The sequence below is a fragment of the Brevundimonas sp. genome, assembly GCF_003248455.1.
Classification (GTDB): Bacteria; Pseudomonadota; Alphaproteobacteria; order Caulobacterales; family Caulobacteraceae; genus Brevundimonas.
The window spans coordinates 1-11,625 of record NZ_QFNM01000047.1 but is presented as its reverse complement, the minus strand read 5'-3'; the positions used below and the strand labels follow the sequence as shown (position 1 = coordinate 11,625).

Here is an 11,625-nt window from a genome sequence, read left to right as displayed (position 1 = left end):
TGTGCCCAGGGATCGGAGGCTCCGCCGTAGGTGCGATGACGACGAAGGGCCTGTCGACCGATCCTCGGGCCAAGCCCGAGGACGACGGGTGGAAATATCGGAAGGGCGGTTTCTGACGAGGCCGCCCTTTCTGCTTTGTCACAGAACCGACAAACTTGGGGGAACGCCGTATGTGTCTCGGCGCCCACAAACAATCGCGCTGTCGGGTCGCCCCTGGAACAGAAGAAGGCGTCGCCTATTTAAGCAATCGCTGGATGGGGCTGATGATCGGCTCGGTCATCGCATCTAGGAGTTAATAAGAAACAATGCGTAACATTCTTCTTGCCGCCGTCGCCGTTTCCGCAATCGCCGCGCCGGCATTTGCTCAAACCAACCCCGAACCACGTGGTTACGGATCGCTGGGTTACACTCATCTTGAAGGTGACAATGCAACGACCGGCGCCGTCACGGGTCGTCTGGGCGTGAACCTGAACCGTTACCTGGCCGTCGAAACCGAAGCCTCGGTCGGCGTCAAGGACGACGACTTCACCGTCGCCGGCATCGACGGGACCACCAAGCATGAGTGGGACGCCGCAGGCTATGTCGTCGGCAAGGTGCCGGTTTCCGACAAGCTGGAGCTGTTCGCCCGCGGCGGCTACGGCCACACCGAACTGAAGCAGGAGTTCCCCGGCGCCGACACCGACGTTGGCGGCGACAGCTGGAACTACGGCGCCGGCGCCAACTTCTATCTGGACGGCGTGAACGGTCTGCGCGCCGACTGGACCCGCCGCGACTATCGCGACGACGGCGGCGAGGCCGACGCCTATTCAGTCAGCTATATCCGTCGCTTCTGATCCCGACGGTCAGCCCAAACGAGGAGGCGCGCTCCGCAAGGAGCGCGCCTTTCGTTCTGCAGGGGCTGTCAGGCGAAATCGCCCGCCAGGGCCCAGCGCTGCGAGCCCTCGCCGAAGGGACGCACGAACAAGTCGCGATACTGTTCGAAGGCCTCGATGATCTTCTGCCGCAGATCGGGCGGATTGACCGCCTCGCCGCGCTGTCGCTTCATCGCCGCCACGCAGTCGACGACCATGTTCTGGTGCGCCGATCCGCCCATGCTTTTCAGCACGGCGGCGATGTCCTTGGCCAAGCTTTCCAGCACCTGTTTCGGCGTCGTGTGAGCCATCTGGGATATCCCCTGTTCTCGACACCGGAATGGGTGACAAAAACTTGTGACAGTTTCAAGCGTCGCCGCGAGAGAATCGCCATGGACAGGGAATTAACCTGGCGTAACGCGGGTCGCGCGCTTTGGTTCTCCGAAGCCGGGCTTTTTGGGGTCTAAACCGTCGCGCCTGCGCAAGGTCAGGCGCGTTTTCGCACGAAGACGGTTCCCGCCGAATAGCCGGCGCCGAAGCTGCAGATCAGCCCCGTCTCGCCGGGTGCGAAGCCGTCGTTGTGCAGGTGGAAGGCGATGATCGACCCGGCCGAGGAGGTGTTGGCGTAGTCGTCCAGGATGATGACGTTCTCTTCTGAAGACGGCTCGCGGCCCAGCACCTTCTTGCCGATCAGGGTGTTCATGTTGATGTTTGCCTGATGCAGCCACAGCCGTTTCAGCCCCTGGGGATCGACGCCCAGTTCGCCGGCATGGTCCACGATCATCTCCGACACCATCGGCACCACGTCGCGGAACACCTTGCGACCCTGCTGGATGAACAGCTTGTCGTTTTGAACCCTGTCGTCCGCCACCGGGCTGTCCAGATGGGCGGTGTCGCGCGCATTGCGGTTCAGGAAGCCGAAATTGTTGCGGATGTTGTTCGAAAAGACGGTCTTCAGCCGCGTGCCCAGCACGTCCCAGCCGCCAGGACCGGCCGTGTCCGACGATTCCACGATCACCGCCGTCGCCACGTCGCCGAAGATGAAATGGCTGTCGCGGTCGGTGAAGTTCAGGTGGGCCGAACAGACTTCCGGGTTGACCATCAGCACCGCCTTGACCGAGCCGCCGCCGATGAAGTCGGCCGCCGTCTTGACGCCGAAGGTGGCCGAGCTGCACGCCACGTTCATGTCGAAGGCGAAGCCATCGATCCCCAACGCCTGCTGCACCTCGATGGCGATGGCCGGATAGGCGCGCTGCATGTTGGACGCCGCGCACAGGACCGCGCCGATTTCCGAGACCGGCTTGCCCCAGGCCGCGATGGCCTGACGGGCGGCCTTGACCGCCATCTCGGCCAGGATCGACAGTTCTTCGTTGGCCCGTTCGGGCAGATAGGGGGCCATCCGCGCGGGGTCGATGACGCCGGCCTTGTCCAGCACGAACCGGCTCTTGATGCCGGAAGCCTTCTCGATGAACTCGGGCGAGGAATGGGCCTTGGCCTGCAGTTCGCCGGCCTCGATCTGGGCGGCGTGGCGGGCGTTCCAGCCATCGGCCCAGGCGTTGTAGCTGTCGACCAGTTCGGCGTTCGAGACAGACTGCTCAGGGGTGAAGAGGCCGGTGGCGGCGATGACGGCGTGGGGCACTTTATTCTTTTTTCCTATGGCTCGACGCACGGCGTCTCGCTGCTTGAGGAAGTTCCTGTCGCTCGGCCCGCGAGGCGTCGCTGTTTCAGGAAGGTCAGTTTCCTATACGAACGCCTTCAATAGGACGGCGGCGGCCTGCGGTCGAGACTGGCGACGACGCCGGCGGCCCAGCGCCGCACCTGGCCGCGCGGCGCCTTGGGCGTCGGCTGGTCGCGGGCGGCGATCAGCAGGGCCACAAGGTCTTCCGCCTCGCAAGGCCAGCCCTGGGGCGTGACATAGAGCGGATAGGCGATCAGGGCGGCGTGGACCAGATGGTCGACGCCGACGCGGCGGCTGCGACGCTCGAAACTCAGCCGGTCGTCGGTCGGCCCCCATCCCGCATAGAAGGGCCGGCCATAGACCGATACGGCCTTGCCCCGCATCAGGGCCTCGAACCCCGTAAGCGACGTCAGGGTCGCCACCCGACGACAGGCGTTCAGGCAATCGACGATGTCCAGACCGTCCGCGACCGCATCGACCGAGGCCATAGCCTCCGCATCCAGCCGCCCCGGCCGGTTGCCGGCCAGAACGTCGGGATGGTTGCGATAGACCAGGAAGGCGCCCGGATGGTCGGCGCGGGCGGCCTCGACCAGGGCCGAGTTGGTCGCCAGGTCGGGTTCGCACCCCAGCAGGATCGACTTGTCGTTCTCCACCTGGCCGACGACCAGAAGGATGTCGCGGTCTTCGGGCCACCTCGTCGGCGCCCCGCCTTTCAGATTGTATTTCGACAGACCCGCATCGACCACGCGCGTCCTCAAGTCCGCCGCCCGCGCCAGCTCCATTGGCGATAGGTCCGAGGTCTGGATCAGGGTCTCCAGACGCGACGGCCGCGACGGGTCGTAGTAGACGCCCTGGTCGTCCAGGGCGGCCGACAGGGCCCCGACGAAATCGGACCCCAGGCCACGCGAGCGGATGAAGCCGTCCTCCATCCGCACCGTCGGGCCGCGAAATGCGGCCGCCGCCCGGCGCGTCGCCTCGCTCTCCTTGCCCGCCCACCAGATCAGTCGGCCATCGGTCGCGGTCGCGTGGGCGGCGGCCCGCGACGGCGACATGAAGTAGCGCATCGTCGCCTTGGGCGAGTTCAGCAGCCGGCGCACCGGCGGCCGCTTGGCCGGGGCGAACCCCACCGCCGACCACGACCCCGCCAGCCGGTCGGCGCGGTCGCGCAGGGCGATCAGCCGTTCCAGCGCCTGTTCCGCCTCGCAGGATTCGCCGGTGACGGGATCGACATAGCGGCTGTAGGCGATCAGGGCGGCGGCGGCGACCTGTTCGATGGATCGCGCTGCGCCGCGGCGGCCGGTCTGGACCTCGTCCGTGGTCAGGCCCCAGCCGGAATAGAAGGGCGCCCCGAAACAGCGCACCGGCAGGCCGCGCATCAGGGCCTCGAACCCCAGCGCCGAGGTGACGCAATAGACCGCATCCACCGCCGCCAGAAGGTCGGCGGGCCGCACGTCGGCGTCGACCAGGGCGACCCCGTCCAGATCGGTCACGCAGCCGCGCTTTTTCCCCGCCGCCACCGCCGGATGGCGTTTGACGATCAACTGGGCGTCCGGCTCGTCGCGCCGGGCGGCGGCGATCATGGCGTCAAAGCTGTCCGGCGCAGCCAGCCCATGGGCGATGGAGGCGTCGCCGAACGTCTGGTCCACGATCAGCACGCGGCGGCCGGGCTTCAACAGGCTCTGATCCAGCGGCCCGCCCATGTTCGTCTTGGACACGCCCGATGCGACGATCCGGTCGACCAGGCCCCGCGCACGCGCGGTCATGGCGGCGTCGCACCAGGCGTCCGCGCCTAGGATCAGATGCTCCAACCGGCTGGGCCGCGTCGCATCGTAATAGACGCCCAGGTCGTCGACGATCAGGCTCAGGCTGGTCGCTCCGCTTTCGCCGATGCCCACCGAGCGCAGGAAGCCGTCCTCCAGCGCCACATAGGGCCGACCGTTCTTCTGCGCCCAGCGCCGTCCCGCCGCCGCCGTCGGCTTCATGCCCCAGCCCAGCACGGCCTCGATCTCCGCGCCCGGCAGGCGCCGCAGGTCGTAGTCGGGCAGGAAGGCTTCCAGGAAAGGGACCTTCAGCACGCCGGGCGCACAGACCCAGGCCGGGATTTTCGCAGGCGTGTCGGCAGGTAGAGTCAAGGCGGATCCGCTGGAGTTCGACGCGAGGTTTAGGGCGGTTGCCTCAGACCCGCTAGTCACCTCCCCATGAATGGGAGGAGACGGTGTTCAGCCTTCCGCCCGCGCCAGCAGGGCCTGCGCCTGGTCAAGATGCAGCCGTTCGACCATGGCGCCGTTCACGCGGATCGCGCCCTGGCCCTTGGCCTCGGGCGCGGCGAAGGCGGCGACGATGGCGCGGGCTTGGGCGACCTCGTTCTCAGACGGCGAGAAGGCGGCGTTGGCGGCGGCGATCTGGGACGGGTGGATCAGACTCTTGCCGTCAAATCCGTAAAGCCGCCCCTGCGCCGCCTCGGCGGCCAGCCCTTGCGCGTCGTCGATCCGGTTGAATACCCCGTCGATGGCCAGCAATCCGTTGGCCCGCGCGGCGGCGACCAGCATCGCCAGCCATGGCTTGAACGGGTCGCGATCCGACGACGTCCCGGTCCCCAGCGCCTTGGCCAGGTCGTTGACCCCCAGCATCAGCCCGTCCAGCGCCCCGTCGGCCGAGGCGATTTCGGCCAGGGCCAGAAGGGCGCGCGGCGTCTCGACCATGGCCCACAGGGCCGAACCCCTGGCCAGGCCGGCGGTCAGGGCATGGACCATCTCGGGCGTCTCCACCTTGGGCGCGACCACCAGTTTCGCCCCCGCCGCCTTCATCGCCGCCAGGTCGTCCAGCCCCCATTCGGTGTCCAGCCCGTTGATCCGCACGCCCAGGCGCGGCCCGAAGCCGCCGTCGCGCACGGCCTGGACGGCGGCCGCGCGGGCGTCGGCCTTGGCCTCGGGCGCCACGGCGTCCTCCAGGTCCAGCACGGCCACGTCGCAGTCCAGGGTGCGCGCCTTCTGGATCGCCCGTGCATTGGAGGCGGGCAGATAAAGGACGCTGCGGACCCGCTCGGCGCGCATCAGACGCGGCCCGTCACGGGAACCAGGGCGCCGGTCATGGCTCGGCTCTCGGGCGAGGCCAGGAACAGGATCACCGCCGCCAGATCGGCCGGCGCGACCCAGGTCGCCGGATCTGCGCCGGGCATGTCCCTTCTGTTGGCGGGAGTGTCGATGATGGAAGGCAGGACGGCGTTGACCGTGACGCGGGTGGCCTTCAACTCCTCCGCCAAGGCCTGGGTCAGGGCGTGGACCCCAGCCTTGGCCGCGCCATAGGCGCCCATGCCGGCCCCGGCCTTCAGGGCGGCGGCCGATCCGACATTGACGATCCGGCCCTGGGGCGCGGCTCTCAGGGCGGCAAGCGCCGCGCGGCTGGCGTTCAGCGCCGTCGTCACGTTCAGGGCGTGCATCCGGTCCCAGGCCGGCGCCGCATCGTCGGTGGTCTGCCAGACGAAGCCGCCGGCGATGTTCAACAGGGCGTCCAGCCGTCCGAATCGCGCGATCACGGCGTCCATGGCCTTCTGCGCCTGGTCGGCGTCGGTCAGGTCGATCCCGCCGATCTCCAGCACGCCGTCCGGCGCGGCGTGACCCGCCGCATGGTCGATGACCGCGACCCGCCAGCCGGCCTTCAAGGCCGCCTCCAGCACCGCCCGGCCCAGGGCGCCGTGTCCGCCCGTGATGGCGACTGTCCGCTCGGTCATCCGATCCTCCTCTTTCGCGGGGACCATAGAGCCGGGGGCGGCGCGATCAACTCGTCCCGATCAACCGGCCCCGAACACCCGCGCCATCAAACGTTCCAACGCGACCTGATCCTCGGCGTCGAAGGCGGCGGGCGTGGCCGCATCCACGTCGAACACGCCGATCAGAGTCCCCGAGGCGTCCAGAACCGGAACCACGATCTCGCTGGCCGAGCGGCTGTCGCAGGCGATGTGGCCGGGAAAGGCGTGAACGTCCTCGACCACCTGCGTCGTCCGCGTCGCCGCCGCCGTCCCGCAGACGCCGCGTCCGAAGGCGATCCTCAGGCAGCCCAGCGTTCCCTGATACGGCCCCACCACCAGTTCGTCTGCCCTGTCCGGCGCCACCACATAGAAGCCGGTCCAGAAGTAGTGATCGAAGGCGTCCGCCAGCATCGAGGCGACCGTGGCCATCCGCGCCGTCACATTCGGCTCGCCGTCCAGCACGGCCAGGATTTCGCCCTCGATCTCGGCGTATCGGGCGGCCTTGTCGGCGGGGCGATCGTTGCGGGCGACATAGGCCAATGCGAGAACTCCGAAGCGGTCAGGCCCGCCATATAGGCCGCGCCGCGCTTGGCGGCGAGGGGGCGCCGCCCGCGCCTGCCGGGGCCGGTCGCCGCCGCGACATTGCGCGCCGCCTTCCCGCGCGGCGGCCGCCGCCGTTTTCATGGGGATGGTAGGCCCGGAGGGCGTGCGCTTCCAAGCTGCATCAAGCACTTAGGCTGTCAAACCGGGTTTCGGACGATGCCGCCACCGCTGGGTTGGACGAACCAGTGTCAAACCTGTGTGCCGCCCAATGTTCTCGCCCTGTTCACGGTGCGATAAGCCCCCATGGCCGGGAAGTATCCAGACGACACAACCATTGACGACGTTCTGTCGGGAGATCGGTTGTCGTGCCTGTGCCAGTGCGGAAACCAGACATGGCTGGCGTGGCGCACTTACTCGCAGAAGGTTCAGTTCACACCGCTTCGCGATCTGCGCTCAAGGATGGTGTGCAAACGCTGCGGCGCTCGGTCGCCGACACTGGTGATCGAGGGAATGCGAGGGCACGGATCGGCGCTGTTTGTCGAGTGGGTCTATCCGCCGGGCTCCGACGTTTATGCGCTGAAACGAAAAAGCCCCCCGGCCTAAAACCAGGGAGCTTTAATAGCGGAGCCTTGGGCTCGACGCTTGCTTCGTCGTCCGCAAACTACCCGGCCGCCTAGCCAGGCTTGGGCGGTAGGTCTGGCCGCTGGCGACATTCATCCAACGCGGCGGTTTTGACCCCGTCTCGCGCGATGCGCTGGATTCGGCCGGCGACCAGCAGCACCGTGCGGGCGTAGATATCCGGGGCCATGGCGATGGCCTCTGGCGTGTCCACATAGGCGGGCTCCGGTCCGATGTCGGGGTTGCAGGGCACGGCGACCGGAACCCTAACTTCCTTGAACACCACGACCGGCTCAGGCGTCGGTTTCGGTGCCGAGTTGCAGCTGGCCAGCAGCAGGACAGCGGCGATCAGGGCGCGTTTCATCGGACTTGCTCCAAGATAAGGCGGTCGGCCGCTTCGCAACGGGTTTCGCCGGGCCGGGGTTGTTCTAGCAGCAGCTGCTGGGCGCGTTGTTGCGCGGCTGTGGCGCGGGCCTGGGCGGCATCCACGGCCGCCTGCGCCCTCACGGCAGCCGCGTCACTGGCGAGCTTCAGATCATCGACGGCCTTGTTCTGGGTCGCCAAGGCCGCCTGTGCGCCGGCCAGGTTGGCTTGGCTCATGGTCAATCGATCCTTGTACCCGACGCCCGCAGCATGGATCTGATCGTATAGGCCGTCCGCTCGCTGTTCCTCGCGGATACGATCGCGGTTCGACACGCCCCAGCCATAGGCGGTGAAGACGGCAAGAGGGATGAAGATCAGGCATCCGACGGCCGAGATCACGGCCAGCCGAGACGGCAGAAGCGATGACAACCCCATCACGCCACCTCGAAATGCGGGCTGTCGGTTTCACCGCGCTCTCGGGGATTGCCGTCCTGGTCCCAGTCCGCGCCCCAGCGAATATTCACGCCCAGTTCTTTAGCCGAGGCGAACATGGCGGCCGCGATGGCGTCGAACTTTGCGGGGTCGTTCCAATCGACAGGGAAGGGGCACAGATCGACGGCATGGCCAAAACCGTCCGCCATGACGCCATGGTTGGACGCGAGCGGGTTATTCAGCCAAGTCACCTTGGCCAGACCCGGCTTGGCGTACTTCTCGGGCACGCCAGCTGCGCGACACTGGGCGGCGGTGCGGCCCTTGCCCCAATATTCCCACATCGTCTCTTTCGAGCGGACGCCTTCCAGGACCATAAAATCCTGTTTGGTTCTTTCGATCGCGCCCTGGACCACACGGGCCAGCTGGGGGTGAACGCCCTTCAGGCGCGCAAGGGATTGCGCGCCCAAGCGGTACTTGGTCATTCTGGTCTCCAACAAACTGAGGCGTGCGAACGGCGCTCGCACGCGCGCTGATCGGTCTGGCGTCATCGCCCGAGCCGAAGGCCGCACCCGGCGGCGGATAAGCAGGCGTTAGTCGGCGGCCCGATCGAGGGGCGGCACGGGGTCGATACGGATCAAGCGGTCATAGTCCGGCGCCGGTTCGGCAAACCCGGTGACGACCTTTTCCAGAGAGCGCTCCACGACCGGCGGGACCGTCTCCGCCACCGCTTCCTTCATGTCCTGGACATCGGCCGCGCGGGTCTCGGCCCGCCGCATCTGCAAGACCTCACGGCCATCGTGGACGAACATGCTGATAAGCATGGCGGTCGAGGTCAGGGCGGCGATGACGAAGAACCAGGCGACGGCGTCGGGCACATGTGCGCCGCCGACGATTTCGAATATGACAAACACCGTCACCAGTGCGACGGCGTCCATGCCGAACCGCACGAAACCGTTGCTGGCGTAGGAACTTCGAACGCGCGGCGAAACCACTTCGGCGCGGGCGAAGACGGTCAGGCCGACCAGCCCGGCGGCAATGACGGTGACGATATCGACAGGGGTCATGGGTTGGCCCTCGTGCCGCCCAACCAGCGCAGGGCCAGATCGCGAAGGGTGGCGGGGTTGGACAGCAGTTTGACGGCCCCAAACAGACCAGGTGCGAAGCGCCACGCCCCCATGCCGATCCCAAAGCCGATGGCTCTCAGGTCGGACGGGTTGATGTCAGGCGCCAGTCGCAGGGCGATGGGCGCGGCCCAGAAACGAGCGACCAACGCGCCGACGACGACGGCGAACACACCCTCGATCACCGCGCGCATGATCTCGCGCGAGGTCGCGGGTTCGGAACCCAGCGACACCACCCCGACGTGGACCAGGGCGGAAACGATGCCCCCGGCCGCGCCTGCCAGGAAAATCCAGTCGGGGTCGATACGGTCCGCCCCGATGACGCCGGCATAGGCCGCCGCGCTCAGGATGAGGTTCAGCAGCGCGCCGATCCCGAACACGGTGAAGGGTTCCGCCACCCAGCGGATGAAACGAGCCATTGGAGGTCTCCGAGGGTCAGGCCGTGGGTTGAACAGCCGTTGGGCGGATTGGGTAGGCTTAGGCCGCTGCGGGCGGCGAGTTCAGCGCGACCAGGTTGCGGATGCGGTCGTTCACCGATTGGTTCAGGCTAACGACGCTAAGCACTTGGCTGGCCAGGTTCGGATCGACATCGGCGAGGCCGGCATAGTTCGACGGCATCACTGCGCTCAGCGCCGCGAGATCAATAACTGCATTCTCCGCCCCAAAGCCGGTCGCGACCAGGGGCTGGAGTTTGGCGAGCACTTCAGCCTTTCGGGCCTCGCTCGCGGCGTTGTCTGCTTTCAAGACCAAGGCGCGGGCGGCCTCGATCTCTTCGGGTGTAGGGTCAGCTTTCGACATGATCATATCCTTTCGTGATCAGGGTTGGTCATTCACTGGAAGTCGCGCCGTAGCGCTGATCCATGGATTCAGCGGCCGGGGATTGCCCCGAGACCGACTTGTTGGATCGTGACGCGACCTCGACGCGGTAGGTCCGAGCGGCCGTTCCGCCGACGTTGTCGGTGTAGGTTTTGGAAGCGCCCATGTATTCGGAGATGAAGGTCTGCCCAACGGTGCCGCCAGGCTGGCCTGGAACAGGCTCCCCGTCATAGGTCGCCGACAAATCGCCGCTGACCGTCATGGTGTCGACCAGGGTTTCCGCGCCGTTGCCGATCTTCTGATACAGGCGCACCAGGGCGCTGGTCGTGCCACTCACGCCGCCGGTCTGGTTCCCCCAACGACGGCCCGTGCGATCAAAGGAATACGACCAGTTGACGACGATCGGTCCGCCGTTCGTCGAGAACGGACCCAGGGCGGCGGACACCGGCACATTGACGTTCGAACCCTGGATGCTGTTCGAGATCGTGCCGGCGGTGATCGCGCCCATCCAGTGACCACGTCCGTTGCGATCCATGTAAACGGTCGCATTGTTCCGGCGCATCTGGCTGACCTCGACCGAAGGGCCGAACCAGAAGAACAGCTGATCATTCGGGATTTGCCCGATGGCCAGGCGCGCACTGCCGAACTTCCACAAGATCAGCGGGTAGGCGGGGTCCAGTTCGATCTGTCCTGCCGCGCCCAGCAGCAGCTTGCCCGTGATGAAGACGGACCCGCCGACCAGCTTCATGACATCGACGATCTGTCCGCCGATGACATTGCCGAACCGCAAGGCGCTGGCGACCATCTGGACCAAAGAGCTGGTTCCTGTCGTCCTCACCAGAAGTTGCGCGGGATCGCCACCGGATGCACCGATGACCTCGAATGCCGTGCTGGCCAGCCTGGTCTGAGCATCCACGGCTACAGCTGCAGTAACCGACAAGGATGCCGACAGGGCCTTCGTTGTCTCCTCGTCTGACCATGCGGTCGCGGGCAGTCGTCCGCGTTCGACCTTCATCCTTCGGACGCCTGCGGACCCTCCTGAAGAGAAGTTGGGCCACACGACAATGCGAGCGTTGAAAGCGCCGGCGGGCGCTAAAACCTCTCCAGAGACAGGCGCCCCAAAATCCCTATTCGCCACTTGTAGGGCGGCATAGTTTCCGCCGATCCGGTTGAACCCACCATCGTAAAACTCAAGCCAAATATCGCACGTCCCACCGAACACTTTCGGATCAGCCGACCATGTGACCCAAGACTCGGGAGCGATGCCTGCGAAGTGAGCGGAGTCATTGTAGAAATACGACCCTGAAACCGCGCAATTGAAACCCCGCCCGAACCCATAGCCGAAGTCTTGCGTAAACCAGTTGGGGCCGCCCACCCATCCATCCATGCCGCGAGCGCCGGTCGAGTTGTAGAGAAGCTGGTTACGGGACGCGCTGACCGACGCCGCCAGATTGG

14 protein-coding genes are annotated in these 11,625 nt (G+C 66.5%); 1 reads left to right on the top strand and 13 read right to left on the bottom strand.

Annotated features, from left to right (window positions below):
• Positions 1-305: 305 nt before the first annotated feature.
• The gene (locus DI624_RS14725) at positions 306-833 is read left to right on the top strand and encodes a porin family protein (RefSeq protein ID WP_291539989.1); all 528 of its coding nucleotides are present in this window, start codon (positions 306-308) and stop codon (positions 831-833) included.
• Between the two features lie 68 nt (positions 834-901).
• Here DI624_RS14725 and DI624_RS14720 read toward each other — a convergent pair whose 3' ends face one another.
• The 13 genes from DI624_RS14720 to DI624_RS14660 form a co-directional block, all read right to left on the bottom strand.
• Positions 902-1,162: a hypothetical protein gene (locus DI624_RS14720; RefSeq protein WP_291539987.1), complete on the bottom strand. Its 261-nt coding sequence runs from the start codon at positions 1,160-1,162 to the stop codon at positions 902-904.
• A 176-nt stretch (positions 1,163-1,338) separates the two neighbouring features.
• Positions 1,339-2,490, bottom strand: a complete 1,152-nt coding sequence (locus DI624_RS14715) for a beta-ketoacyl-ACP synthase III (protein WP_291539984.1) — start codon at positions 2,488-2,490, stop codon at positions 1,339-1,341.
• Positions 2,491-2,606: 116 nt separating this feature from the next.
• Positions 2,607-4,661, bottom strand: coding sequence for a capsular polysaccharide biosynthesis protein (locus tag DI624_RS14710; RefSeq protein ID WP_291539982.1), 2,055 nt, complete (start codon positions 4,659-4,661; stop codon positions 2,607-2,609).
• Positions 4,662-4,748: 87 nt separating this feature from the next.
• Positions 4,749-5,582, bottom strand: coding sequence for a CoA ester lyase (locus tag DI624_RS14705; protein WP_291539980.1), 834 nt, complete (start codon positions 5,580-5,582; stop codon positions 4,749-4,751).
• Positions 5,582-6,259 carry an SDR family NAD(P)-dependent oxidoreductase gene (locus DI624_RS14700; protein WP_291539978.1) on the bottom strand — a complete coding sequence of 226 codons (678 nt, stop codon included), beginning with the start codon at positions 6,257-6,259 and terminating at the stop codon, positions 5,582-5,584. The genes DI624_RS14705 and DI624_RS14700 overlap by 1 nt, the downstream gene beginning before the upstream one ends.
• Positions 6,260-6,319: 60 nt before the next feature.
• Complete coding sequence (locus DI624_RS14695; protein WP_291539976.1) at positions 6,320-6,817, bottom strand: GAF domain-containing protein; 498 nt, start codon at positions 6,815-6,817, stop codon at positions 6,320-6,322.
• A gap of 676 nt (positions 6,818-7,493) precedes the next feature.
• Positions 7,494-7,802: a hypothetical protein gene (locus DI624_RS14690; protein ID WP_291539974.1), complete on the bottom strand. Its 309-nt coding sequence runs from the start codon at positions 7,800-7,802 to the stop codon at positions 7,494-7,496.
• A complete protein-coding gene (locus DI624_RS14685; RefSeq protein WP_291539971.1) occupies positions 7,799-8,200 on the bottom strand; it encodes a hypothetical protein in 402 nt (133 codons plus the stop codon). The genes DI624_RS14690 and DI624_RS14685 overlap by 4 nt, the downstream gene beginning before the upstream one ends.
• 35 nt (positions 8,201-8,235) lie before the next feature.
• Positions 8,236-8,715, bottom strand: a complete 480-nt coding sequence (locus DI624_RS14680; RefSeq protein ID WP_291539969.1) for a M15 family metallopeptidase — start codon at positions 8,713-8,715, stop codon at positions 8,236-8,238.
• A gap of 108 nt (positions 8,716-8,823) precedes the next feature.
• Positions 8,824-9,297 (bottom strand): hypothetical protein, encoded by a 474-nt coding sequence (locus DI624_RS14675; RefSeq protein WP_291539967.1) that lies wholly within the window; start codon positions 9,295-9,297, stop codon positions 8,824-8,826.
• Positions 9,294-9,773 carry a hypothetical protein gene (locus tag DI624_RS14670; protein ID WP_184278499.1) on the bottom strand — a complete coding sequence of 160 codons (480 nt, stop codon included), beginning with the start codon at positions 9,771-9,773 and terminating at the stop codon, positions 9,294-9,296. The genes DI624_RS14675 and DI624_RS14670 overlap by 4 nt, the downstream gene beginning before the upstream one ends.
• A gap of 58 nt (positions 9,774-9,831) precedes the next feature.
• Complete coding sequence (locus DI624_RS14665; protein ID WP_291539962.1) at positions 9,832-10,152, bottom strand: hypothetical protein; 321 nt, start codon at positions 10,150-10,152, stop codon at positions 9,832-9,834.
• A gap of 28 nt (positions 10,153-10,180) precedes the next feature.
• Positions 10,181-11,625, bottom strand: a 1,445-nt coding sequence (locus DI624_RS14660; RefSeq protein ID WP_291539961.1) for a hypothetical protein, incomplete at its 5' end; no start/stop codon positions are given.

What these genes read in the sequence shown, in the direction of transcription:
- DI624_RS14725 (WP_291539989.1), top strand. Translation starts at nt 306, where the DNA reads ATGCGTAACATTCTTCTTGCCGCCGTCGCCGTTTCCGCAATCGCCGCG.
- DI624_RS14720 (WP_291539987.1), bottom strand. Translation starts at nt 1,162, where the DNA reads ATGGCTCACACGACGCCGAAACAGGTGCTGGAAAGCTTGGCCAAGGAC.
- DI624_RS14705 (WP_291539980.1), bottom strand. Translation starts at nt 5,582, where the DNA reads ATGCGCGCCGAGCGGGTCCGCAGCGTCCTTTATCTGCCCGCCTCCAAT.
- DI624_RS14700 (WP_291539978.1), bottom strand. Translation starts at nt 6,259, where the DNA reads ATGACCGAGCGGACAGTCGCCATCACGGGCGGACACGGCGCCCTGGGC.
- DI624_RS14690 (WP_291539974.1), bottom strand. Translation starts at nt 7,802, where the DNA reads ATGAAACGCGCCCTGATCGCCGCTGTCCTGCTGCTGGCCAGCTGCAAC.
- DI624_RS14680 (WP_291539969.1), bottom strand. Translation starts at nt 8,715, where the DNA reads ATGACCAAGTACCGCTTGGGCGCGCAATCCCTTGCGCGCCTGAAGGGC.
- DI624_RS14675 (WP_291539967.1), bottom strand. Translation starts at nt 9,297, where the DNA reads ATGACCCCTGTCGATATCGTCACCGTCATTGCCGCCGGGCTGGTCGGC.
- DI624_RS14670 (WP_184278499.1), bottom strand. Translation starts at nt 9,773, where the DNA reads ATGGCTCGTTTCATCCGCTGGGTGGCGGAACCCTTCACCGTGTTCGGG.
- DI624_RS14665 (WP_291539962.1), bottom strand. Translation starts at nt 10,152, where the DNA reads ATGTCGAAAGCTGACCCTACACCCGAAGAGATCGAGGCCGCCCGCGCC.